At 70.4% G+C, this 22,991-nt stretch carries 19 protein-coding genes; 7 read left to right on the top strand and 12 right to left on the bottom strand.

Annotation, left to right across the window (positions count from 1 at the left end):
* Nucleotides 1-246: 246 nt before the first annotated feature.
* On the top strand, nucleotides 247-531 hold the full coding sequence (locus ACFWU3_RS18725) for a WhiB family transcriptional regulator (RefSeq protein ID WP_313948278.1): 285 nt from the start codon (nucleotides 247-249) through the stop codon (nucleotides 529-531).
* Between the two features lie 281 nt (nucleotides 532-812).
* On the opposite strand, the gene ACFWU3_RS18720 is transcribed toward ACFWU3_RS18725, so the two are convergent.
* The 4 genes from ACFWU3_RS18720 to ACFWU3_RS18705 all read right to left on the bottom strand — a co-directional run bounded on the left by ACFWU3_RS18720 (nucleotide 813) and on the right by ACFWU3_RS18705 (nucleotide 3,788).
* A complete protein-coding gene (locus tag ACFWU3_RS18720; protein ID WP_384438336.1) occupies nucleotides 813-1,493 on the bottom strand; it encodes a pyridoxal 5'-phosphate synthase in 681 nt (226 codons plus the stop codon).
* A 124-nt stretch (nucleotides 1,494-1,617) separates the two neighbouring features.
* Entirely contained in the window at nucleotides 1,618-2,247 is a 630-nt protein-coding gene (locus tag ACFWU3_RS18715; RefSeq protein WP_384438333.1) for a C39 family peptidase, read from the bottom strand.
* Nucleotides 2,248-2,870: 623 nt separating this feature from the next.
* On the bottom strand, nucleotides 2,871-3,269 hold the full coding sequence (locus ACFWU3_RS18710) for a hypothetical protein (RefSeq protein WP_384438330.1): 399 nt from the start codon (nucleotides 3,267-3,269) through the stop codon (nucleotides 2,871-2,873).
* Nucleotides 3,270-3,377: 108 nt separating this feature from the next.
* The gene (locus ACFWU3_RS18705) at nucleotides 3,378-3,788 is read right to left on the bottom strand and encodes a hypothetical protein (protein WP_384438326.1); all 411 of its coding nucleotides are present in this window, start codon (nucleotides 3,786-3,788) and stop codon (nucleotides 3,378-3,380) included.
* 322 nt (nucleotides 3,789-4,110) lie between these two features.
* On the opposite strand from ACFWU3_RS18705, the gene ACFWU3_RS18700 reads away from it, so the two are divergent.
* Entirely contained in the window at nucleotides 4,111-7,932 is a 3,822-nt protein-coding gene (locus ACFWU3_RS18700; RefSeq protein ID WP_384438323.1) for a S8 family serine peptidase, read from the top strand.
* Between the two features lie 241 nt (nucleotides 7,933-8,173).
* The gene (locus tag ACFWU3_RS18695; RefSeq protein WP_384438320.1) at nucleotides 8,174-9,172 is read left to right on the top strand and encodes a helix-turn-helix domain-containing protein; all 999 of its coding nucleotides are present in this window, start codon (nucleotides 8,174-8,176) and stop codon (nucleotides 9,170-9,172) included.
* A 323-nt stretch (nucleotides 9,173-9,495) separates the two neighbouring features.
* On the opposite strand, the gene ACFWU3_RS18690 is transcribed toward ACFWU3_RS18695, so the two are convergent.
* Together ACFWU3_RS18690 and ACFWU3_RS18685 are read right to left on the bottom strand one after the other, a co-directional pair.
* Entirely contained in the window at nucleotides 9,496-9,675 is a 180-nt protein-coding gene (locus ACFWU3_RS18690; RefSeq protein ID WP_384438318.1) for a hypothetical protein, read from the bottom strand.
* A 305-nt stretch (nucleotides 9,676-9,980) separates the two neighbouring features.
* Nucleotides 9,981-10,727, bottom strand: a complete 747-nt coding sequence (locus ACFWU3_RS18685) for a class I SAM-dependent methyltransferase (RefSeq protein WP_384438315.1) — start codon at nucleotides 10,725-10,727, stop codon at nucleotides 9,981-9,983.
* Between the two features lie 325 nt (nucleotides 10,728-11,052).
* On the opposite strand from ACFWU3_RS18685, the gene ACFWU3_RS18680 reads away from it, so the two are divergent.
* The gene (locus ACFWU3_RS18680) at nucleotides 11,053-11,355 is read left to right on the top strand and encodes an RICIN domain-containing protein (protein ID WP_384438359.1); all 303 of its coding nucleotides are present in this window, start codon (nucleotides 11,053-11,055) and stop codon (nucleotides 11,353-11,355) included.
* 450 nt (nucleotides 11,356-11,805) lie between these two features.
* On the opposite strand, the gene ACFWU3_RS18675 is transcribed toward ACFWU3_RS18680, so the two are convergent.
* The 6 genes from ACFWU3_RS18675 to ACFWU3_RS18650 form a co-directional block, all read right to left on the bottom strand.
* The gene (locus ACFWU3_RS18675) at nucleotides 11,806-12,177 is read right to left on the bottom strand and encodes a VOC family protein (protein ID WP_384438312.1); all 372 of its coding nucleotides are present in this window, start codon (nucleotides 12,175-12,177) and stop codon (nucleotides 11,806-11,808) included.
* A 233-nt stretch (nucleotides 12,178-12,410) separates the two neighbouring features.
* Nucleotides 12,411-13,349: a carbohydrate ABC transporter permease gene (locus ACFWU3_RS18670; RefSeq protein ID WP_384438309.1), complete on the bottom strand. Its 939-nt coding sequence runs from the start codon at nucleotides 13,347-13,349 to the stop codon at nucleotides 12,411-12,413.
* Nucleotides 13,346-14,683: an ABC transporter permease subunit gene (locus ACFWU3_RS18665; protein WP_384438306.1), complete on the bottom strand. Its 1,338-nt coding sequence runs from the start codon at nucleotides 14,681-14,683 to the stop codon at nucleotides 13,346-13,348. Before ACFWU3_RS18665 ends, ACFWU3_RS18670 begins: the two co-directional genes overlap by 4 nt.
* Nucleotides 14,684-14,693: 10 nt before the next feature.
* A complete protein-coding gene (locus ACFWU3_RS18660) occupies nucleotides 14,694-16,025 on the bottom strand; it encodes an ABC transporter substrate-binding protein (protein ID WP_384438303.1) in 1,332 nt (443 codons plus the stop codon).
* Between the two features lie 37 nt (nucleotides 16,026-16,062).
* Nucleotides 16,063-17,736, bottom strand: coding sequence for a glycoside hydrolase family 13 protein (locus ACFWU3_RS18655; RefSeq protein ID WP_384438300.1), 1,674 nt, complete (start codon nucleotides 17,734-17,736; stop codon nucleotides 16,063-16,065).
* A 203-nt stretch (nucleotides 17,737-17,939) separates the two neighbouring features.
* A complete protein-coding gene (locus tag ACFWU3_RS18650) occupies nucleotides 17,940-19,208 on the bottom strand; it encodes an ABC transporter substrate-binding protein (protein ID WP_384438297.1) in 1,269 nt (422 codons plus the stop codon).
* Between the two features lie 166 nt (nucleotides 19,209-19,374).
* On the opposite strand from ACFWU3_RS18650, the gene ACFWU3_RS18645 reads away from it, so the two are divergent.
* From ACFWU3_RS18645 to ACFWU3_RS18635, 3 genes are read left to right on the top strand one after another with little or no spacing between them, the layout of a single operon-like run.
* The gene (locus ACFWU3_RS18645) at nucleotides 19,375-19,881 is read left to right on the top strand and encodes a PadR family transcriptional regulator (RefSeq protein WP_352208019.1); all 507 of its coding nucleotides are present in this window, start codon (nucleotides 19,375-19,377) and stop codon (nucleotides 19,879-19,881) included.
* Complete coding sequence (locus ACFWU3_RS18640) at nucleotides 19,878-20,669, top strand: ABC transporter ATP-binding protein (protein ID WP_384438293.1); 792 nt, start codon at nucleotides 19,878-19,880, stop codon at nucleotides 20,667-20,669. The genes ACFWU3_RS18645 and ACFWU3_RS18640 overlap by 4 nt, the downstream gene beginning before the upstream one ends.
* Nucleotides 20,670-20,671: 2 nt before the next feature.
* Nucleotides 20,672-22,990 (top strand): FtsX-like permease family protein, encoded by a 2,319-nt coding sequence (locus ACFWU3_RS18635; RefSeq protein ID WP_384438290.1) that lies wholly within the window; start codon nucleotides 20,672-20,674, stop codon nucleotides 22,988-22,990.
* Nucleotide 22,991: the final 1 nt, after the last annotated feature.

Genomic DNA, 22,991 nt, shown 5'->3' with positions numbered 1-22,991 from the left:
GACCGGGCGGGTCGGGAAAGGTGAACGAAACATGTCAGATCTCGGACCCGCATGGGAAGAGTTCGATCACACAAGTGCCCATGTCCGACAGGTGGTTGGCCGGACTCCGCTTGTCGGCCCATGATGGCGAACGCCCCCGACGTCGGGCGGCCACATGGGCATCGCCCTGAATCACTGACGCATCGGTAGTTTCAGCGGCCGATCGTCGGTGACCCGAAGAGGAGCCCGGCAACACAACGTCTGCGAATGGAGGAGGCACTCTCCGTGGAGTACGAGAACTGGCGTCAGGCAGCTGCATGCCTCGACGAAGACCCCGACCTGTTCTTCCCCGTCGGCAACACCGGCCCGGCCCTGCTCCAGGTCGCCGAGGCCAAGGCGGTCTGCAATCGGTGCCCGGTCCAGCAGCAGTGCCTGGAGTGGGCCATGGAACAAGGCCAGGACTCCGGAGTGTGGGGCGGACTCGGCGAGGACGAGCGCCGGGCACTCAAGCGCCGGAACGCCAGGCGGCGATCGGCGGCGGCCGCCCACTAGGGCCTGTCGTTCGGCCTGATCCGAACGACGGGCCCCAGGGCCGTTCGGCTGCCCCGCCGGGGCAGAACGACGGCTCGCGGGCTGTGGCGGAGCGCCGGGAGGGCCCTCACCCGGTGAGGTGACGGGTCACTCCTCGCTCCGGCCGCTCGCCCGCCGCGCGGCCCGGCCGGCGCCGACATCGGATGACGCGGCGCTGCCGCCGCACAGGCACGGCGCACCCCTGCGACGGCCTGATGGGCTCCGCTACGACTGTGGCGACTGCGGTGATCTGTCCGTGCCTGCTACGGCCAGAGCAGATGCTGCTGCCAGATGCTGTCCGGCTCGTCCCGTTCGTAGCGCACACGCGTATGGATCCGGCTCGCGTCGGCCTGCCAGAACTCGATCTCGGTGGGCACGAGCGTGTACAGGGTCCAGCACTCGGCGACCAGCCCCGGTTCCCTCTCGATCCGGGCCAGGGACTCCTTCACCCCGAGGTCACGCTCTTCGAGGCTGCTGAGATGCCTGCTCTGGCAGCCGAGCAGGGCCTCCGCCCGCGCCGTGTCCGACCGGGCGAGATAGTCGGTGGCACTGCGCTCGGCAGACTCGGGCGCGACCGCACCCCGCACCCGGACCTGGCGTCCCTGCCCCGGCCAGTAGAACGTCAGCGCCGCCGAAGGGCGGTCCGCCAGCTGGCGCCCCTTGGGGCTGCCGGCGTGAGCGGCGAACTGCCATCCCTCCACCGCGTCGACGTTCTTCAGGATCAGCATCCGGGCGTTGGGCTCCCCGAGCGCATCGACGGTGGACAGCGTCATGGCGTGAGGCTCCGGTACGCCGGCCTCGACCGCCTCCGCCAGCCACCACAGGAACAGTTCCACCGGCTCGCCCGGCGCGTTCGCGGGATCGAACTCCGGCAGTGGTCCGGCAAAGACCTCCAGGCCGCGCAGCCACTCCCGCACGCTCCCGGTCCGCTCGCTCTCCGACACCGCAACCTCCCGCTATCGCCCCGTATATCCGCACTGCGAATCCTATCTACGGACGGGCGGACGGCTCAGGGGAGAGCGGCGAGTCGAGGCGCGGCGGGGGTGGAGCGTCCCTTACCCCGCCCCGTCAGGATTCGCGACCCAGCACCACGCCACGTCCGGCGTAGTACCGGTCCAGCACCTCCCACGGCACACGGGCGAACTGCTGCGACGGGCCCGGGAAGCCGGACGGGTTGTGGATGAGGAGGTGCTCGTCGGTGACGCCTGTTGCGAGTACGAGGTGGCCGCCCCGGCGCGGCGGCGGCGCGTCCAGCTCGCGGATCGACGGGTGCACGGACAGCATCAGCAGCCGTCCGGCGGCGACCAACTCCGGGATGTCGGTGGCGGGCAGGTCGCGACGGGACTCGGCGTACAGGCCCCACCGGCGTTCGGCGTAGGCGGCGAAGGGGGCGTGGATCAGCCCGTCCAGGCCGTCCTCGCGCAGGACGTACGCGCCGGCTTCGACGCATTCGGCGGCGAGGGCCATCGGAGTGGGCGCGGTGCCCTGCCAGAATTCGAGTGCCATACGCAGGCAGGCCACTCCGCACAGCCGCCAGGACCACCAGGCGTACTCCTCCGGGCTCTCCGCTCCGTACTTGGGCCACAGCGGATCATCGGCGGCGGCCATGGCCCCGGAGATGATGGCGGGCACCAGGTCGGGTGACGCCCACTGCGCGTGGTACGGAACGGCGTGCTGGATCGCGGGGTGATCGGCCATAGGGCCTCAGTCTGCCGGACGGGTGCCGTCGGGCCGGTGGACGGGTCCTCGGCGGCGAGGAAACGGAACGGGGCCGAGTGGGCCGGACGGCGCAACCGAGCGGTACCGCCGGGCCGGACCGTACGCCCGCGCGAGGGCCTGCACGGCGGCGAGGACGGGGACGGGATCGCTGACCTGGTCGGGGAGCGCACGCGCCGCCCCCATCCCGCTCCGGCGTGCGCCGGCTGAAGCACAGGGGGGCAAACGGGATACAGCATTCCCTTTCATACGAAAAGCACCCTTCCTTCCCGATGGCGAGCGGAGGGACTCATTTCGGACTGTCACGGCGGCACATGCCACACCTACGGTCGCTTCCACTGCACGCACCGCGGCGAACTGCCGTGCGGCGTGCGCCCATCGACCATGAGGGGTGCCACTCGTGCGCTCAACTCCTGCATCAGCAGCAGCGACAAGGGCCGTTACGTGGCGATGTGCTCCGCAACCCGGACGAGGCGGACGAGGTACGGGACTACTGGACGCCGGAACGGATGAAGGACGCCCGGCCGGCCCCCGTACCGGAAGACGACTGAAACCCGGCTGAGCGGGCCGGACGGGCGCGGGTGAAGCGCGGGGACCGGATCCCCTCAGCCCCGCGTCCGTTCGGCCGTCCCACGCTCGCGCGTCGGGCCAGAAGCCGCCGGCTGTCGCAACCGCTGGTGGGACCTGTCGGACGCGACGCGTGCGAAGCGCCGTTCCCTGGCCCGGTACAGCGCGTCCGAGAATCTGTTGACCGCCCAGATGAACCCGAGAGCCAGCAGGATGAACGGGACGACGAAGACGCACGCGACCATGAGGAGCGGCAGCCACTGAAAGGCGGGCGCGCTGCTCTGGAACAGCGGCCCCGCGGCTCCTCCCGCAGCGCCGACAGCCGGTACGAGCACCGCGGTCATCAGCACCGGACGCCAGCGAGGCCGCTCGTCGTCCTCGGGCGACGGCCCGCCGCTGTCGCCGTACGGCGGTTCTGGCCCGCTGCTCCCCCTCATGAGGTTGCATTGTGCAGCATTCACCTCCGCACGGAGGAACGTACGTTCCACTTCCGTGGCGACGGCCGAACGGGGGCACGTACCTGGGTCGTCCACCGAGGAGTCCGGCTACGAGTCGGGGCCCTCGTCGTGATCCCCGCCGGAGTCGCCGTCGGCGTCGGAGCCTCCGTTGGAGTTGAGGTGCTCGGCGCGGAGCGCCAGTTCACGCAGGACGTCGTTCGTCGTGATGTTGTCCCGTCCGGAATCGTGGACCTGAGCCAGTTCCACGAAGGCCAGGGTGAAGGCTCCGACGAGTTGGTGAATCGCTCCGCCGACCTTCTCGGCCACGAGGTTCGCGATCTCCTCGTGCGTCGCGTCCTCCGGGATACGGATCCTGGGCAGCGTTTCGCTGAGCAGTGCGGTGATGACACTCGGGTCGCTCCCGATGTCGCGCTCCTCGTCCTCCTCGAGGATGCGCCGCCAGTCGGTCATCTGGGTGAGGATGCCGATCACACGCTTGAGGACCTCGCTCTGTTCCATTCCGGAAGCATAGGAACCTCAGCGCCGGTCCGGGCGATCTTGGCGGTCCTGCCACGACAGCCGTGGCGCTGCGGGGAGTTCGCGGGTCCTCCGGCCCCCGGCGCGGCGCGATGGCCCGGCCCGGCGCGGCGCGATCCGGTCCCCGCCCGGCCGGCCGGCCACGGCGAGCGTTCCGCAGGGGCGGTGACCCCACCGGGCAGGCGGCCGTCGCCTTTGTGACATGTCGCATCTGTGCCACGTGATGTCAGTGACATGCCCGGTGACCTCGGCGGATTCTGTCGTTCATCACCCGACCACCACCCGCTCGAAAGGTGTTTGCCTGATGAGATGGATTCGTCGATCAGCGGCGATATCGACCGTACTGATGGTCACCGTCGGAGGCGTGACGACCGCCTCCGCCGGAACGCCGTCGGACGGCCCCTCGCCGATCGCCGACCGCGCTGCCTCCGCCACCGTGCGGCTGATCACCGGTGACCGGGTGACCGTGACGACGGTGCCGGGAGGCAGGCACGTCGCGTCGGTCCGGCCCGGACCGGGGCGCGAGCGCATCTCCTTCCGAACGGAGGAGGGCGGCGACAAGGCCCTGACCGTCATCCCCTCCGACGCCCAGTCGTTGGTGACCGCCGGCACGCTGGACCGCCGCCTGTTCGAGGTCACGGCGCTGATCGCGGCGGGCCTCGACGAGAAGCGATCCTCCTCGCTTCCGCTGATCGTCTCGTCCGAGTCGTCACCGGCCGCGGCGAAGGACGCGCGGAGGGCGCAGGCCACCGCGGTCGCCGCCGACCGGCTGATGACCTTCCGGGCCGCCAAGACGCCCGCGTACGACCTGGACAGCATCAACGCCCGGTCGTTGAGGGTCGCGGCGGGCGAACTCGGCCGCTTCTGGGACGCGCTGGCATCCGCCGCGGGCTCCGACGCGGCCCGCGCCGCCGTCACCCCGCGCATCGCGCTCGACGGCCAGGTCAGGGCCGTGCTGGACCGCAGCACCGGTCAGATCAACGCGCCGACCGCGTGGAAGGCCGGCTACCACGGCAAGGGCGTCAAGGTGGCGGTCCTCGACACCGGTGTCGACGACAAGCACCCTGACCTGTCCGGACGCATCGCGCAGGCCAAGGACTTCTCCAACAGCGGGGGCACCGGTGACCACTTCGGCCACGGTACGCACGTCGCCGCGACCGTCGGCGGTACGGGGGCCGCGTCCGGCGGGTCCATGCGCGGTGTCGCGGCCGAGAGCGAGCTGATCGTCGGGAAGGTGCTCGACGACAACGGGTACGGGACCGAGTCCTCGGTCATCGAGGGCATGGAATGGGCGGCAGCCCAGGACGCCAAGGTGATCAACATGAGCCTCGGGGGCGGGCCGACCGACGGCACCGACCCCATGAGCCAGGCCGTCAACGCGCTGACGGCGTCCACGGGCTCACTGTTCGTCATCGCCGCCGGCAACGACGGGGGCAGCGGCCAGTCCACGATCGGCTCGCCGGGGACCGCCGACGCCGCGCTGACCGTGGGCGCCGTCGACCGCGACGACTCCCTCGCCGGCTTCTCCAGCCGCGGACCCAGGCTCGGCGACGGGGCGGTCAAGCCCGACGTCACCGCGCCCGGTGTCGGCATCGTGGCCGCCCGCGCGTCGGGCACCACCATGGGCTCGCCGGTCAATGCCAACTACGTGGCGGCGTCCGGCACATCGATGGCCACACCGCACGTCGCCGGCGCTGCGGCGATCCTGGCGCAGCAGCACCCCGACTGGAGTGCCCAACAGCTCAAGGACGCCCTCATCAGCACCTCGAAGACGGTGTCGGGCACCAAGGTGACCCAGCAGGGCGGCGGCCGCATCGACCTCGCGACGGCCATGGGGCCGCTGACGGCCTCCGGTTCCCTCGCCTTCGCCCCGGTCCGGGCCGGCGACAGGAAGGGGCAGACGCAGACGCTCGCCGTGCGATACGCCAACACCGGCAGCCGCCCCCTCACGCTCGACCTCGGCGTCAGCCTGGCCACCGACGGCGGTCAGGCCCCCGCCGCGGGCGCCGTGCGCCTCGGTTCGGCCTCGCTGACGCTCGCCCCCGGCGCCCGCGCGGAGGTACCGCTGCACCTCGACGCGGCAGGCGTCAGCCGCGGCAAGTACTACGGCTACGTCACGGCGAAGACCTCGGACGGCACGGTGCAGGCCCACACCACTGTCTCCCTCCAGGTCACCGGCCGGCAGCACGTGCTCACCGTGGTCCCGCGCGACCGTCAGGGCCGGCCCTCCGGCAGCGACGGCCTTCCGAACATCTGGGGCCCCGCCGGGTACGTGAGTTACACGGACCTGGAGAAGGGTGTCGCCGTCGTCGAGGAGGGCACGTACGTCCTCCAGGGCGGCTTCTTCTCGGAGAGCGTGAACGGCGGCGAGGCGGGCGAACTCATCGTCCCCGAAGTCAAGGTCACCAAGGACACGACGGTGGCGTTCGATGCCTCCGACGTCACCGAGGTGACGATCAGGACCCCGCGCCCCGCCGAGCAGCGCGGCTTCCTGAGCACCCAGTTCTACCGCGAGTTCGAGGGTGAGAGGAGGAGCTGGGGCCTCCAGATGTTCGACTCGGTCAAGCGGGTCTACGTCAGCCGCACCGCCCCGGTCACCGAGGGCGCGTTCGAGTTCAGCTCCCGCTGGCAGCTGACCGCGCCTCAGCTGGAGGCCAGGGTTCCTGGCATGTCCCGGCCGCTCGTCCCGTACTACGAGCAGGACTCGCCCGTCTTCGGCGACCGCGGTGCGCGGCTGAGTGCCGTGAACGCCGGCACCGGGACCGCGCCCGACTTCCGCCACGCCCGCGGGAAGCTGGCTGTTGTCCGCGTGGAGCCCTCGGACGACACCCGGGCGCTGGCGCGTGCCGCGAAGTCCGCGGGCGCCAAGGCGCTGATGGTCGCCTGGCCCGAGGGGATCATCCACTGGACGCGCTGGCGTCCCGACACCGAGCGCATGGCCGTACCCACCATGCGGGTCTCCTCCGCGCAGGGTTCGGAGCTGCTGGAGCGCGCGAAGAAGGGCGCCACGGTGGCGTTCTCGGGCACGGAGCACAGCCCGTACCTCTACGACGTCATGCAGGTGGCCAAGGGACACGTGCCCGACAAGCTGGTGCACACCGTCTCCGAGCGGGAGAGCGCCGTCATCCGGAGCGCCTACACGCAGACGGGCGCCTCGTCCTGGACGAGCGAGCAGCGGTTCGGATGGCGTCCGTTCCAGAACACGGCCTGGGACGTCAGCAGCCGGTACACGCCGGTCGGCCGCGAGCGCGTCGAGTACGTGAGCGGCGGCGACACCCTGTGGGACCAGGTCGTCCACCACAACGTCATCGACTCCCCCGACCGGCCACTGGCCGCCGGAATGATGAACATGCCGCGCACCTACCGGTCCGGCGAGAAGGTGTCGGAACGCTGGTTCGGGGCTCCGGCCCGGCCGTCGATCCCGCGCGGAGCGGGTCGGGCGTCGGTCCGCACCGGTGACACCCTGTCCGTCTTCGTCCCGGAGTTCACCGACTCCACCGCCGGTCACTACGGGTTCGCCGAGACGCCGGCCTTCCCCGGCGGCGGTGTGGGTGGCGCGCGTGCGGCGGGTGACCTCGCCGACACGACGCACGCGGTCCTCTACCGCAACGGGCAGCTGGTCGAGGAGTCCGACAACGGCGCCTGGGGCGACATCGAGGTGCCCGCGGGCGACGCCGAGTACCGGCTCGACCTGACGACCGCCCGGACCTCGGACGACTGGCGCTTCGGCACGGGCACGCGGACGTCGTGGACGTTCCGCTCGGACACGGCCGCGACTGCGACGCGACTGCCCCTGCTCCAGGTCGACTACTCGGTGCCGACCGATCTGTTCAACGCGGTGGCTCCCGGCCGGACCCATGCCCTCGGGATCGACGTCCGGATGCAGGACGGCATGCAGGCTCCGCGCGGTACGTCGGTGAAGGTCGAGACGTCCTACGACGGTGGCCGGACCTGGACGACCGCCACCACGGCGCGCAAGGGAGACCGCTTCACCGCCACGGTGAAGCGTCCGGACCGGGTGCGTTCCGACGCGTACGTCACGGTGCGTGTGACCGCGAGGGACGCGGCGGGCAACAGCGTCCGCCAGACGGTGGACCGCGCCTACCTGCACCGCGCCGGTCGGTGACGGTGACCTAGGCACCTCCCCGTGGACCGCGGCGGATGTCGGGGAGTGGGGCCCCGGCGTCCGCCGCTCGGCGCTCTCGGGCGCGTGCCCGACGGCCGGGCCGGGCTCGTCCGCGAGGAGCCGAAAAAGATCGTCGTCGTCATCGATGCACGACACCTCACTCGGTTATAGTCCAAATTTCAAGCTCACCTGCTGGTTCGCCCTCGGCTGTGTGCGAACCCCTCAGCCCTGGAGACCCGGCATGCTGGAGGCGGCTGGCCTCACGTCGGTCGAGGAGACCGTCTACCGGCTTCTGGTGATCACCCCCAAGGCGTCGGCCGACGAGATCGCCGCGCAGACCGGACTCGGGCGGGAACAGGTCGACGGCGTCCTCGCCGCGCTGACCGTCAAAGGGCTGGTCATATCCGGCGACGAGAGCCCCCTCCACTTCACCGCCGCGCCTCCGGACGTGGCGCTGCTGCCGCGTCTGCAACGCCGCGCGGACGCCCTGGAACAGAGCCGGGCCGCCGTCGCCGACCTCCTGGAGAGCTATCGCAGCACCCGGCGGCAGGACGCCGGTCATGTCATCGAGGTCATCACCGGGGCCGAGGCACTGCGCCAGCATCTGCGCCGGCTGCAGAACAACGCGCGTCACGAGATGCTCTGGTTCTGCAAGGCCCAGTACGTGGCCATGCCCTCGGGAAGCAATCGCGCGGAGTTCGACGCCCTGGCGCGCGGGGTCCGCTACCGGGTCCTGTACGAACGGGCCTTCTTCGACGACGACGGAGCCGTCGACAACGTTATCTCCGGGGTGCGTGCCGGCGAACTCGCACGTTCCGTGCCACATCTCCCGCTGCGGCTCGCCGTCGCCGACCGGGAGACGGCCATCTGCCCGCTGGTGCCGGGCGGCCCGTACGGCAGCCCCGGTGAACCCACGGCCGCACTGCTGCGCGACAGCAGTCTTCTGGAAGCCCTGACCGCACTCTTCGAGCGCTACTGGGAGGACGCGGTTCCTCTGCATGTCAGCGCCTCGGGCACCATCGTCGGGCCGGACGAGACCGAGGACACGGAGGTTCTGCGCGAGACCGACCGCAGGGTGCTCTCCCTGCTGGTGGCCGGCATCGCCGACAAGGCGATCGCCAGTCAGATGGGGCTGAGCCGCCGCACCGTACAACGCCGGATCCAGCACATGATGGCCCTCGTCGGCGCCGGAACGCGGATGCAGCTCGCCTGGCACGCGGCGCGTCGGGGCTGGCTCTAGGCGGGCGGATGCCAGAGGCCGATGGCAGCGGCGCGGCACCCGGGCACGGGGCTGAGCCAAGGGCCTTCGGCGGTCCCCGCTCAGCCAGGTAGAAGTCCTTGCCCGGCATGCGGCTGCCCCGGCTAGAACACGTGGAGAAAACACCCGACCGCGACCGCACCGGCAGCCGCGATCGACGTCAGTTGAATGAAGATCTTCCTTCGCTTCACAGAGACCTCTCCGGGGGAAGTGTCGGGCCGCTCGGCCGGAGCTCTACGGTGCCGACGCAGGTGCCGACGGTGTGAAAACTGATGGGGGAACCCGCGCCGGTCAGGGGTACGACGTCAGATGCCGCCCATGCGTATGAGCCACCAGTCGGAGTTGTACGCGCCGCTCACCGAGTCGTGCGTGCCGGCCGGGCGCTCCTCGACGGTGTCCTCCAGCCGAATGGGCTCGGGCAGTTTCGAGAACCGGAGGCTTCGCTGCACCTGCGCCGCGTCGACAGGCTTGCTTTCCTGATCCATTTCAACGCCTCCTCAGCACGGTTCTCACGCCGCACTCATGGCACCCGCTCCGCCTCTGCGCGAGGGGCGAGAACAAGCGCCTCCTGGTGAGTCATCCGCTCAACGGATGGCGAGGGTGACAAATTCCGGCACCCCGCCCCTGCTTCAGCCGCCGCGGTCTGCCATAGACGGACCGCGGCGGCGTCCCGTGCCCTGTTCGCCATGGGGGTGCGGCGGATCCCGCGCATCGGCGGACCTCCCTGGGCAGCCCGGGGCCCGTCCGGGACGGATCCAGAGGCCGGGCCACCGGGATGTCCGATCGGTCCTCAGGCGCGGCAGCGCAGCATCTCGAACGCGGGGTTGGCCCGGTAGTCCGCCCAGAACGCGTCACCGTACGCGGCGATGCCGGCCGGCGACACCGTGGTCGGGACCCAGGTGATCTCACTGAACCCGACCTCGGCCAGGCAGGTCTCGAACACCTCGCGGCGCGCCAGCCCTGCGGTGAACGTGACCGGCGCCTCGTCCAGCAACGCGGTGATCTTCACCCGGGGTCCGATACCGGACTCTTCGCCCGTCAGCTCGGTGAGGAACCCGTACGGGCGCGGCGACGGCCCGGAGAAGTCGTAGTCCGGCGTCTGGTGGAGCATGAGGAACTCGCCGCCGCTCGTCAGGCTCTCGTGCACCTTGCGGCACAGATGCCCGAACTCGGCGACGGTCTCCGCGTAGTTGAGCAGCATCACCGCGGTCGCCAGATCGAACCGCTCCCCCGCCGGCGACAGGTCGGCCACATCGCATACCTCGTAGCGCACACCCAGCGGCTGCGCCTGCTCGATCCCTTCCGCCGCGCGGATCATCTCGCCGGAGATGTCGACGCCGAGGACGTCGGCCGCGCCGCGCCGTTTCAGCTCACGGCTGTAGAAGCCGGTACCGCAGGCCAGGTCGATCACCTTCCTTCCGGTGACCTCCCCGACCATGCCGAGGAAGCTGGGCGCCTCCACGTACTGGGCCAGCGGCAGGGCCTTGAAGCCCTCGAACGCCTCACCGATCTCGTCGTACGTCTGCTGTGCACTCACCGCGCACCCTCCCGTTGTGGTGTCCTCGCCCCGGACACCCGGCAGTCTCTCCATCCGCGACAGCGGGCCCGTACTGGCAGAAGCCACAAAGATCGGGTGGTCGGTCCGTCTTTGCCGCCCCTGCTACACGGTCCGCCGCGACTCGGGCTTACCACGGGACGACATGAGCGGAATGCAGAAATCCGCTCTCGGTAGTCCGACATGCGGGTGCCCATGAGTGGCTTCACCGAAGAATGGACGGGCAACCCGGCAGAGGAAAGGGGTGGGAGTAGCGGGTGCTATAGTGATCATTCTTGCGCTTCGAAAACTAGTTCAATCTGTGCAGATGTGGCGATGGAACGCCTCCGGTGAGCTCGTTCACCGGGCCAGTGGGAAATGCCTCACCCCCAAGGGAAACAGTGCAGCAAATGGAGCGCTGCTCACTCTGTGGACTTGCACGGGCAGCCCTGTGCAGCGCTGGAAGTATTACCAGAGCAGCGTGACAGGGTTCGAAGGGATCCGCGGAGCTGACAGCTGGAAGTTTGTCACGCCGAAGGGGACCAGCGTCGCCAACGGAGTGCATATCACTCAGTGGGACTGGATGGAGCACGGCTCCCAGAATTGGTATTACTGGAATGTCTCTGTCTAGACTTCATTGAGCGGGTGTCGCGCTTCGGCACAGCCCGACGGTCTGCTCTCGGACAGGAACAGCGGCAATTCTGAACAGCGCGCGCTCCTGGATCTCTGATCCAGGAGCGCGCTTTTTCGCCCGCCGGTTGGCGCCTCCGGAAGATCTGAGCCGCTGGGCCGGTACTTCGTCGACCTGCACCGCCGCGCCCGCCTCGGCCGTACGTCCGGGGCGTCTGCCCGGGCCCTTCGAGGCCACGTACGCCCCAGTTCCGGGCGGGCGGGCCCCCGAGGCCCCGATGAAGTACCTGGCTCGCCCGCCATCACCAGACATGTCGAAGTGGCGCCTGGTCCCTGGCCGTTGGAGCCTGATGGGCGTTCCAGGCGCCACACCTTCATGCTCGCTTCGTGCCGCCATCCGGCGATCCCCAAGCGCATCCCCGTGCGTCGGGACGGCCCCGTGGGGCACAGGTCACCCGCCGCCACCGGTGTCGATCACGCAGAAGCGATTCCCCTCGGGGTCGGCCAGCACCACGAAGTCCGCCTCCTGCGGGTAGCTGTCCCAGTCGGCGCGCCGCGCGCCGAGGGACACCAGCCGCTCCACCTCCGCCGCCTGGTCGGCCGCGTCTCCCGCGTACAGGTCCAGGTGGATCCTCGGGTGGTCCTGGACCGGTGTCTCGCTGCGGCCGAGCGAGAGCTGAGGCCCGCTCCCCCGCGCCGGGATCAGGACCACCCAGTCGTCCTCCATCTCGTCGCGCGGCACGTAGTCCAGGGCCTTCGTCCAGAACGTCGCGGCGCGGCGTACGTCCGAGACTCCCATCACGACCGATCCGATGCGCAGCATGCCGCGAGTCAATCAGACGGCTCCCGCGCGAGCCTGGCGTCCTGCCCGCGGCCCGGGTTCCAGCCCGAGCCCGAGCCCGGAAAAACTTCTTCGGAAAAATCTCGCCGGAGAGGTATCAGGTGCCGAAGAGGGGGCAGACGGACTGTCGACCCGAGCTCGCGGCCTCTCCCCCCTGGCCGCTCGGGCTCCTCGGCCCCACCGGCTCCCCCCCCTGCCGGTGGGGCCGCCTTCTGCTATTTGACCGATCCCGCCATCACTCCCTGGACGAAGTGCCGCTGGAAGGCGAAGAACACCACCAGCGGGACCACGACCGAGAGGAAGGCTCCCGGCGCCAGGACGCCGATGTTGCTGCCGAACTGCCTCATCTCGGACTGGAGGGCGACCGTCAGCGGCTGGGACTCGCTGTCCGCGAAGAGCAGCGCGACCAGCATGTCGTTCCAGACCCAGAGGAACTGGAAGATCGCCAGGCTGGCCAGGGCCGGCCGGCCGAGCGGCAGGATCAGGCGGGTGAAGATCCGCCACTCGCCGCCGCCGTCCATCCGTGCCGCTTCCAGCATTTCGCGGGGGATCTCCGCGAAGTAGTTCCGCAGCAGGAAGATCGCGAACGGGAGACCGTAGGCGACGTGGAAGAGGATCACGCCCGGGATCGTGCCGAACAGCCCGATCGCGCCGAACAGCTTGGCGACCGGCAGCAGTCCGATCTGGACCGGCACCACGAGAAGCCCGACGACGACCAGGAAGATCGCGTTGCGGCCGGGGAACTCCAGCCAGGCGAAGGCGTATCCGGCCAGTGCGGCGATGATGACGACCAGTGCGGTGGCCGGCACCGAGATCAGCACGGTGTTCCAGAAGGCCTGGGTGATCCCGGAATCAGCGAACAGGGCGGTGTAGTTGTCCAGCGACAGCTGACCGGGGTCGGTCAGCGCCGTCCACCAGCCCTTGGCCGCGTTGTCGCCGTCGGATCGCATGGACGACAGGAACAGCCCGGCCAGCGGGGTGATCCAGACGAGGGCGACGACGATCAGGACGGCCTGGACGACTCCGTTGCTCAGCAGGCCGGTGAACCTGCCGATGCTGCGCCGGCGAGGGACGGACGCCCGAGTGGGCTCGGGGTCCGGGGACTTGGCCGGCGGCGGGGACGGCCGGCGCTCGATGGTGCTGTGGCCGCTCATGCTCCGCTCCTTCGGAAGCGCCGGACGTTGAAGATCATGGCCGGGACGACCAGCAGCAGAAGGATGACGCTGATGGCACTGCCGAGGCCCTGGTTGTTGCCGCCGCCGAAGGACACCAGCCACATCCGGGTCGCCAGCACATTGGCCTCTTCCTGCACGGGTCCCGGCGCGATGATGTACACGAGGTCGAAGACCTTCATCACGTTGATGACCAGGGTCACGAAGACGACCGTGAGCACCGGGGCGAGCAGCGGGACCGTGATCCTGCGGAAGATCTGCCACTCGTTGGCGCCGTCCATCCGGGCCGCCTCCAGGGCGTCCCGCGGCAGCGCGGCAAGTCCCGCGCCGATCAGCACCATCGAGAAGCCGGTCCAGATCCACAGATAGGCGCCGATGATCGCCGGGGTGACCAGTGCGGGTCCGAGCCAGGAGATGCCCTGGTAGGGAGCGGCGAAGTTCTCCGCCGGGAGCCGGACGGTGTACGAGCCGTCCTTCAGGCCCGTGAAGGTGAAGGACCCGTCGGCGGCGGTGGTGGACTTCGCGGCCACCTTCCCGTCCCGTACCGCCTCGACCGACATGCCCGGCAGACCCTTCTCGGCCGGGTCGACCTTGCCGGGGCTGCCGCCGCCCCCGGGCGTGAAGTCGTGGTAGACCACACCGCTGAGTTCGTCCGCGGCCGGCGCCGCGGAGCCGGCGGCCCGTGCGGGCTCGGCCTCGGCGGGCATCTTGTCGGGTGCGACCCCGACGAAGCCGAGCGTGACGGACGTGCCGGGGGCGACCGCGTCGGTCGCACGGTACGAGCCGCCCTTGTCGGCGGTGATGCCGAATCCTTGCCGGGCCCGGGCCGTGGGATAGGCGGAACGGTCGTCGAAGGCGTCGTGGACGCCGACGGCGACGGCGTTGAGCACGCCCTTGTTCGGGTCCTCCTCGTAGGCGAGGCGGAAGATGATGCCGGCTGCCAGGAAGGACACCGCCATCGGAAGGAAGAGAACGAGCTTGAAGGCGGTCGCCCAGCGCACCTTCTCGGTGAGCACGGCGAGGACGAGGCCGAGGCCGGTCAGCAGCACCGGGGCGACGACCACCCAGATGGTGCTGTTGCGGATGGCCTTGAGGGTGGCCGGGTCGCTGAATATCTCGGCGTAGTTCTGACCGCCGACGAAGCGGTCACCACTGGCATCGAAGAGGCTGCGGCCGGCGGAGAACAGCACCGGGTAGACGACGAGGGCACCGAGCAGCAGCAGGGCGGGGAGGACGAACACCACCGCGACGTTGCGCTTCCTGAGCTGGGCGCGGCGCCGTGGGTTCGCGGCGCGGGCGGATGCGAGGACGGCCATGATCGCTGCCTCAGCTCTTGTACGCCTTGGCGGCCGCGGCTTCGAGCCGGGCCGCGGTGGCCTTGGGGTCGGAGGGGTCGCGCACGAAGTCCTGGAGGAGCTTCCACTCACCTGTGCCGTTGGTCCCGCCGAATGCGGCCGGGGCCTGGTCGGACATGTCGAAGCGGACCGAGTCACCGGCCTTGATAAGCGACTTGGCCGTGGCGCGTGTCGTGTCGTCTCCGTACGAGGCGAAGTCGACGTCCTTGTTGGGCGACAGGAAGCCGCCGGCACCGGCCCACACGGAAGCCGCTTCGGGAGTCGCCAGGAACTCCAGCAGCTGGTGCGCCGCCTTCTGGTTCTTGCCGTCCTTGAGCACGACGGCGGCGTCACCGCCACTGACCACGGGCGCTTTGCCGCTGTCGACGGCGGGAAACGGAAAGAACTTGGCGTCCTCGCCGAGCTTCTTGCCGAAGTCGTCCTTGGCCGTGCCGCCGACGAAGTCGCCCTCGTAGACCATGCCCGCCTTCGGCTCGGGGCCGAAGACCTGCTCGACGGAGCCGGGGAAGTCGGTGCGCAGCGCGCCGGCCGCGCCTCCGTCGACGAGCTGCTTGTCCTTGAACAGCTCGCCGAACTTGGTGAGTGCCTTGACGACGCTGGGGTCGGTCCAGGGCAGGGTGTGGGTGGCGAGCTGGTCGTATTTCTCGGGTCCGGCCTGGGAGAGGTAGATGTTCTCGAACCAGTCGGTGAGGGTCCAGCCGTCCTGGCCGGCGACGGAGAAGCCGGAAAGCCCGGAGTCGGCGATCGTGCGACCGGTCTTCACCATCTCGGTGTAGCTCTTGGGCTCCGCGACGCCGGCCTGTTCGAAGGCGCTCGGGCTGTACCAGACGGTCGACTTGTGCGCCGCCTTGAAGTAGAGGCCGTAGTAGGTCTTGTCGACGGTCCCGTACTCCTTCCACACCGAGGCGAGGTTGGCGGTGGCGGTCGTCGCCGCCTTCTTCGACAGCGGTGCGAGCCAGCCCTCCTTCGCGAACTGCTGGAGCACGCCGACCTGCGGAACCATGGCGACGTCCGGGGCGTTGCCGCCGTCGATCTTGGTGCCGACGAAGTTGGAGACGTTGTCACCGGTGGGCACGAAGACCGTCTTGGCGCCGGTCTCCTCGGTGAAGGCGTCGAGCACCTTGCTGAAGTTCTTCTGCTCGCTGCCGGTCCACACGCCGGCGATGGTCACGGTCTGGCCGTCGAGGGGCTTGCCGCCGCTCGCCGGTCCGGTGGTGCCGCCGCAGGCCGTGGCGCCGACGGCGAGGGTGAGTGCGGCCGAAGCGGCTGCCGCTGTACGGCGGTTGATCGAGGGTCGTCGCATGGTGGTTCCTTCCGAGGGTGGGTGAGGAAGAGGGAGGTCAGGCAGTGGGGCAGTCGCCCGTCCACCAGGCGGCGGTCGCTCCGGGGAGCATGCCGTCGGGACAGGGGCCGCTCGACAGGAGCGGAGTGCCGGGGACCGGTGCGGGCACGGGGTCGGTGCCGAAGTTGACGGCGCAGATCAGTCCGTCGCCGCGCACCATGGCCAGCACCTGGGGCGGCGCGTCGAGCCAGCGGAGCGAGCCTTCGCCCAACTGGGGCAGGCTGCGCCTGAGTTGAAGCCCTTCGCGGTACAGGTGCCAGAAGGAGCGGGTGTCGGCCAGTGCCAGGTCGGTGGCGTGCGCCGCGAACCACTCGGGCTGCGGCAGCCACGGCCGGGCACCAGCCTCGCCCTGGCTGAAGCCGAACGGGGAGGCGTGGCCGGACCAGGGCAGCGGGACGCGGCAGCCGTCGCGGATGCGTGCCCGGCTGCCTGTGCGGTGGAAGATCGGGTCGGTGAGCACCTCGTCCGGCAGGTCCAGGACCTCGGGGAGTCCGAGCTCCTCGCCCTGGTAGACGTACGCGGCACCGGGCAGCGCCAGCATCAGCAGGGCGGCCGCGCGGGCGCGGGCGGCGCCGAGTCCGCTGCCCTCGACGCCGGGCTCACCGGCGTACCGGGTGACCGTGCGCACCTGGTCGTGGTTGTTGAGGACCCAGGTGACGGTGGAGCCGGTGCCGGCGATGTCGCGTATCGCCTCGGTGATGGTCTCCCGGAAGGCGCCGGCGTCCCACGGTGCGCTGAGGAGGTCGAAGAAGAACGCCTGGTGGAGTTCGTCGGGGCGTACGTACTCGGCGTGTTCGCGTGCCGTCGGCACGGAGACCTCGCCGACGAGCAGGCGTTCGTTGCCGTCACGGGCGGCGTACTCCTCGCACACCGATCGCCAGCGGCGCCACACCTGGTGGACCTCGGGCTGGTTCCAGGCGAGCGGGTTGACCGAGTCGCGGGAGCGTTCGTCCGCCTCGGGGTCGGCGGAGTCGGGGAGTTCGGGGTGCTTGAAGAGGCCGGCGGCGACGTCGATGCGGAAGCCGTCGACGCCCCGGTCGAGCCAGAAGCGGAGCACGTCCTCGAAGGAGTCGCCGACTTCGGGGTTGCGCCAGTTCAGATCCGGCTGCTGCGGGGTGAACAGGTGCAGGTACCACTGTCCCGGGGTGCCGTCGGGCTCGGTGATCCGGCTCCAGGCGGGGCCGCCGAACATCGCGCGCCAGTTGTTGGGGGGCTCCTCGCCCCGCGGGCCGCGGCCGTCGGCGAAGTGGAAGCGACTGCGGGCGGCGCTGCCCGGGGCGGCGGCGAGGGCCTCGCGGAACCAGGGGTGCTCGCTGGAGCAGTGGTTGGGGACGATGTCGAGCAGGAGCTTGAGCCCGAGCCGGCGGGCGTCGCCCATCAGCAGGTCGAATTCGGCGAGGTCGCCGTAGACGGGGTCCACGTCGCGGTAGTCGGCGACGTCGTAGCCGTGGTCGTGCTGTGGCGACGGGTAGAACGGGCTGAGCCAGATGCCGTCGACGCCGAGCTTGCGCAGGTACGGCAGTCCGGCGCGGACGCCGGCGAGATCGCCGATGCCGTCCCCGGTGCTGTCGAGGAAGCTGCGGACGTAGACCTGGTAGATCACCGCGTCGCGCCACCATGCGGCGGTCGTGCGGGAAGTGCGGCCTGGGGCGGCCGGAAGGGTTGTGAGCATCTCGCGTCGACCTGTTCCTGCTGGATGCGAGTGCGCCCCGGATCGGGTGCGCCGTGATGCCTGCATGTTAAGTAGCGATGACGGCAGGGTGTCAACGAAGTCGCCTAAAACAGCCCGGGTATGCCCGACTATCTCCGCATTACAAAGAACGGCTTGCTACTTAACATGTAAGTAGCAAGCCGTTCAGAGGGAGCAGAGAGGGGTCACTGTCTGCGGGCGATGGAACCCAGTTCGCGGGACAGTCGCACCGTGGCCTGCGCGGGCGTCTCCCGCAGTGCCATGACGTCCTGCACGACGGCCTGCACCGCGAGGCTCACCTGGTCGTACCGCGGACTCTTGGGCCTCGGCTCGGCCGCCAGCACGCTCTGGCGCAGCGTGGGCAGATACGGGTACGCGCGGATCAGCGCGGGATCCTCGTACAGGTCCGCGCGCACCGGCGGCAGCGAGCCCTCCGTCAGCACCTGACGCTGAACGCGCTCACTGGTCAGATAGGCGATCAGATCGGCGGCCGACTCCGGATGGCGCGAGTGACTGCTCACGGCGAGATTGGAGCCGCCGAGCACACTGGTGCCGGGACCGTCCGGGCCCGGCAGAGGCACGGCACCGAACTTTCCCGCGACCTTCGACCCGGGGGCGTTGGCCTCCGAGTGGACGTACGGCCAGTTCCGCAGGAAGAGCAGCCTGCCGTCCTGGAAGGCCTGCCGGGACTCCTCCTCCTTGTAGTCACGGGCTTCGGGGGAGATCCACCCCTCGCGCACCCCGCTCGCCAGGAACTCCAGTCCGTCCCGGGCCGCCGCCGAGTCCACCGTGACCCGGGCGCCGTCGTCGCGGAGGATCGAACCGCCCGCCGAGTGGACGGCTTCGGTGGCGTTCACCGTCAGCCCCTCGTACGGCAGGAACTGGCCGGCATAGCCGTCCAGGCCGTAACGGGGGGCGAGGGTCCTGGCCTGCCGGGCGAGCTCCGCCCAGGTGCGGGGCGGCTGTTCGCCCGCCTTCTCCAGGATGTCCTTGCGGTAGTACAGCAATCCGGCATTGGTGACATACGGGACCGCGTACAGACGGCTGTCGAAGGTGGCCGTGTCGACCACCGGCGCAAGGAAGCTGTCCAGTGGGAACTTGTCCCGCTCCAGCGGGGAGATCCAGCCTGCGGCGGCGAACTCCGAGGTCCAGGCGACGTCGATGTTCAGCACGTCGAAACGGTCACTGCCGGAGCGCAGTTCGCTGGTCATCTGCGCCCGGGTCTCGTCCGCCGAGTCCGGCAGCTCGACCAGGGTCACCCGTTCCTGCGGGTGTGCGCTGTTCCAGTCGTCCAGCAGCGGACCGAGGTACTCGGTCAGATCGCCCGCCGTCACCAGCGTCATGGGACCGCGGCCGTCACCCTCCGGGCTCGCACGGCTCCCGAAGCCCGCGTATCCCGCGAGCAGTACGGCGAGTACGAGGAGCCCCCTACCCGCGGCATGCATCCACCGCATAGGTTCCTCCCGGTACACCGATCCGGCCACGACGCCGTTCAATGTGGCCTATGTATACCCGTTAGGCATGGGCGATACTAGACGTCCAGGCAGAGAAGGCGGGTGGCACGAACCACACCCCGCGTCCGAGCAACAAGAGACTACGGACCTCGGAGGGAGGGAGCGCGTGCGGCTGCCGCTCCTGGCTCTCCTCACCCGTGGACCGGCGCACGGTTACGAGCTCAAGCAGGACCTTGAGAAGCTCCTGGGCGCCGCGTACCCTCAGCCGAACGTCGGCCAGATCTATGTCACCCTGGGGCGGCTGGAAAAGGCCGGTCTGATCGCCGGCGAGGACGTCGAACAGGCCGGCAGGCCCAACAAGCGCACCTACCGGCTCACCGATGCCGGGCACGAGGCGGTACTGGCCTGGTTCGAGGAGACCACCGACGAGCCGAGGGTCCGGGACGAGTTCTTCATGAAGATCGCCCTCGCCCCGGAGTCCGGACTGGCCGACCCGATCGTGCTGATCAACAAACAGCGTCGGCAGTATCTGAACACCATGCGGGACCTGTCGAAGCTCGCGGCGGCCGAGGACCGGGACAACCGGGTCTCCCAGCTGCTGATCGAAGGCGCGATGCTGCATCTGCAGGCCGACCTCGACTGGCTCGAACGCTGTCAGGAGGAGCTGGAATGAGCGACGACGCCACTCCCGCCGAGCCGGGCACGCCCGGCGAGCGGGGCGTCGTACCGATCGTGCGCGCCGAGGGCCTGACCAAGACCCACCACGGCGAAGGCGCCCCGGTACCGGCCGTGCGCGGGGTGGATCTCGTGGTCCAGCCCGGAGAGTTCGTCGCCGTCACCGGACCCTCCGGCGCGGGCAAATCCACACTGCTCCATCTCATCGGCGGACTTCAGCGGCCGGACAGCGGAAGTCTCTGGCTCGACGGACGCCAGGTGGACGGCTATCGCGAGGCCCGCTGGGCGATGCTGCGCCGTCGCAGCATCGGCATCGTCTTCCAGTTCTTCAATCTGGTCTCCGACCTCACGGTCGCCGACAACGTGGAACTGCCCGCCCTGCTGGCGGGCGCCTCGCCCAGGGCAGCCCGGGAGAGCCGGGCCGAACTGCTCAGCGAACTCGGTCTCGAAGGCCGGGAACGCTCCATGCCCGGTGAACTCTCCGGCGGTGAGCAGCAGCGGGTGGCGCTGGCCCGGGCACTGGTGAACCATCCGGCGCTGCTGCTCGCCGACGAACCGGCGGGCAGCCTGGACAGCAAGGGCACCCGCGAGGTGCTGCGGCTGCTCTCCCGCTTCCACCAGCGTGGCCAGACGATTCTGCTGGTCACCCATGACGCGCGGATGGCCAGCGCGGCCGACCGCGTCATCAGCTTCTTCGACGGGCGAATAGCCGACGACGCGGCACTCGGGGCGGGGTCACGCGCCACGGGTGCCGGAGTCTCCGGTGTGCTCGAACTGAAGGAGTGAGCGTGCGGGCCACACTTCGCTGGGCGCACGCCGATCTGCGGGCCCATCGCGGGCAGGCGGTCTTCGTCGTCCTCGCCGGCGCCGGGATCATCGGTTCGCTCCTGCTCGCCGTGGCCCTGTTCAGCTATGCCGCCAACCCCTGGCAGCGGATCTTCACCCAGTCCGACGGAGCCCATGTCTGGCTCCACACCCGGGCCGCGGCGGACACCGACGCCCTGTCGAAGCTGTCCGACCTCGAAGAGGTCGCCGGCGTCTCGGGCCCGTACCGCACCGGGAAGGCGACGCTGGAGTCCCGTGGCGTACGGGCGAGCGTGTCCCTGCGCGCGACCGGGATCCAGCCTCCCGAGGTCGCCCGGCCGCTGGTCACCACAGGCCACTGGCTCGACGCCGGCGCGGGCGGTGTGGTGCTGGAGAGTTCCGTCGCCCGTGTTCTGTGGGCAGAGCCGGGTGACAGCCTGACCGTGAAGGGTCCGGACGGGGCCTCGCGCACCCTGCGGGTCGCCGGAGTGGCCGAGGCCGCGGAACCTCGCTACCGGCCCGGGGGCGAACCCGGCATCGGCTGGGTGCTGCCCGGCACGCTCGACCAGGTCGCTCCCCGCAGCACCTCGCAGAGCGTGGGACTGCGGCTGAACGACCCCGCCGATCTCGACTTCACCGTCCAGCAGGCCGTGACGCTGCTCGGCGCGGACCGGGTCGCCGAAGTGACCAAGTGGCAGCAGGCACGGGCCGAGGCCGGCAGCGACGACCGGCTGCTCGGGCAGTTGTTCGCCGTGTTCGGCCTGGGCGCCCTGCTGGCCGCCGCTCTCGCCGCGTCCGGAGCGATCGGCGCCCGGATCCGCGGTCAGCTGCGGGACATCTCCATCCTCAAGGCGATCGGTTTCACCCCCGGCCAGGTGGTCCGCGGCTTTCTGCTCCAGCACCTCGCGTGCGCCCTGCTCGGTGTCGCGCTCGGCACCGCCGCGATCGCCCTCCTGGGCTCCCGGATACCCGGCCGGATCGGTGAGGCGGCCGGTGTCTGGCAGGACCTGCCCGGTCACACGGCCCTGATGATCGGCGTTCCGAGCGGCGCGGTCCTGCTGATCGCCGCCGCCACCACGCTCGCCGCCTGGCGTGCGGGCCGCGTCCCGCCGGTCCCGATGGCGCGGTCCGCGCTTCCGTCGGCCTCGCCCATGACCGGCCTCGGCCGGCGGGCTCTCGGCCTGCGAGTGCCGCCCGCGCTGGTGCTCGGGTGGCGGGCCGCGTTCCCCCGGCGTGCGCGCACCCTGCTGACGGTGGCCCGCCTCGCGCTCCCGTTGCTGCTGATCACGGTGGCCCTGGTCGCCTGGTCCACGCTGGACGTGTTCCGCAGCCGCCCCGCCGACATGGGCGTGCCCGCGGCGCTGACCGTACGGGCCGAGCAGCCCGGCAGCCCGTCAGGGCAGCAGCTCGACCGGGCGTTGACCGCCCCGCCGGCCGTCGCCGCCGTCCATCCCGGCGTGGAGGTCGCCGCCCTCGTACCGGGGCAGACCGGCACCATCACGCTGCGCGGTCTCGGCACCGCCCGCTCCCCCTATCCCTTCACGGTGGTCGAGGGACGGGCGGCCGACGGGCCGGACGAGGCCGTCGCCGGACAGGGTCTGCTCGACCTGCTGGACGTCCGGGTCGGTGACTGGGTGCGCATGACCGTCGAGGGGCGGCCGCAGATTCTGCACATCGTCGGGCGGAGCATCGAACCCGAGGCGGGCGGCCGGGTGATCTCGACGACGGTGGACACCCTGGCCGAACGCGACCCCGCTCTGCGGCCCGACTTCTACCATCTCGTGCTGCGCCCCGGCGCCGACCCGCGCGCCGTGAGCGACTCGCTCGCCGCGGCGGCCGGCGGGGCCCTGGAGATCCGCGAGACACCGAATCCGGCGGACCGTCTGGAGCCGGCGCGAGGGGTGATCGCGACGCTGATCGGTGTGCTGGCGCTCATCGGACTCACCGAGCTGCTGACGGTCATCGGCACGGGGGTACGCGACCGGGGCCGCGACCTCCTCGCGCTCAAGGCGATCGGGCTCACTCCGCGCCAGATCAGCGCGGCGATCGTGACGGCCGCCGGGTTCACGGCGCTGCTGGCCGCCGCGCTGGGTACCGGGCTCGGGGTGCTGTCGGGCAGCTGGCTGGTCGACGTCCAGGGCCGCTCCAGCGGTATGGGCGCGGGCATCGCTCATGCCCCGCCCGCGCTCCTGCTCGCCTCGGTGGCCGCCGGGGCCGTGCTGGGCGCCGTCGCGGCAGCGGCGCTCCCCGCCACCAGGGCGGCGCGCAGACGACTGGCGGACTCCCTGGCCGAGACGCTCTGAG

The sequence above is a fragment of the Streptomyces sp. NPDC058685 genome (genome assembly GCF_042714725.1).
Lineage (GTDB): Bacteria > Actinomycetota > Actinomycetes > Streptomycetales > Streptomycetaceae > Streptomyces.
This window is presented reverse-complemented; position numbering and strand designations above follow the sequence as displayed.

Bases quoted from the DNA above. Each gene is read 5' to 3' on its own strand.
- ACFWU3_RS18665 (WP_384438306.1), bottom strand. From the start codon at position 14,683: ATGGCCGTCCTCGCATCCGCCCGCGCCGCGAACCCACGGCGCCGCGCC.
- ACFWU3_RS18715 (WP_384438333.1), bottom strand. From the start codon at position 2,247: ATGGCCGATCACCCCGCGATCCAGCACGCCGTTCCGTACCACGCGCAG.
- ACFWU3_RS18710 (WP_384438330.1), bottom strand. From the start codon at position 3,269: ATGAGGGGGAGCAGCGGGCCAGAACCGCCGTACGGCGACAGCGGCGGG.
- ACFWU3_RS18705 (WP_384438326.1), bottom strand. From the start codon at position 3,788: ATGGAACAGAGCGAGGTCCTCAAGCGTGTGATCGGCATCCTCACCCAG.
- ACFWU3_RS18690 (WP_384438318.1), bottom strand. From the start codon at position 9,675: ATGGATCAGGAAAGCAAGCCTGTCGACGCGGCGCAGGTGCAGCGAAGC.
- ACFWU3_RS18650 (WP_384438297.1), bottom strand. From the start codon at position 19,208: ATGCGGTGGATGCATGCCGCGGGTAGGGGGCTCCTCGTACTCGCCGTA.
- ACFWU3_RS18695 (WP_384438320.1), top strand. From the start codon at position 8,174: ATGCTGGAGGCGGCTGGCCTCACGTCGGTCGAGGAGACCGTCTACCGG.
- ACFWU3_RS18680 (WP_384438359.1), top strand. From the start codon at position 11,053: ATGTGGCGATGGAACGCCTCCGGTGAGCTCGTTCACCGGGCCAGTGGG.
- ACFWU3_RS18640 (WP_384438293.1), top strand. From the start codon at position 19,878: ATGAGCGACGACGCCACTCCCGCCGAGCCGGGCACGCCCGGCGAGCGG.
- ACFWU3_RS18725 (WP_313948278.1), top strand. From the start codon at position 247: ATGGAGGAGGCACTCTCCGTGGAGTACGAGAACTGGCGTCAGGCAGCT.
- ACFWU3_RS18700 (WP_384438323.1), top strand. From the start codon at position 4,111: ATGAGATGGATTCGTCGATCAGCGGCGATATCGACCGTACTGATGGTC.
- ACFWU3_RS18670 (WP_384438309.1), bottom strand. From the start codon at position 13,349: ATGAGCGGCCACAGCACCATCGAGCGCCGGCCGTCCCCGCCGCCGGCC.
- ACFWU3_RS18675 (WP_384438312.1), bottom strand. From the start codon at position 12,177: ATGCTGCGCATCGGATCGGTCGTGATGGGAGTCTCGGACGTACGCCGC.
- ACFWU3_RS18660 (WP_384438303.1), bottom strand. From the start codon at position 16,025: ATGCGACGACCCTCGATCAACCGCCGTACAGCGGCAGCCGCTTCGGCC.
- ACFWU3_RS18655 (WP_384438300.1), bottom strand. From the start codon at position 17,736: ATGCTCACAACCCTTCCGGCCGCCCCAGGCCGCACTTCCCGCACGACC.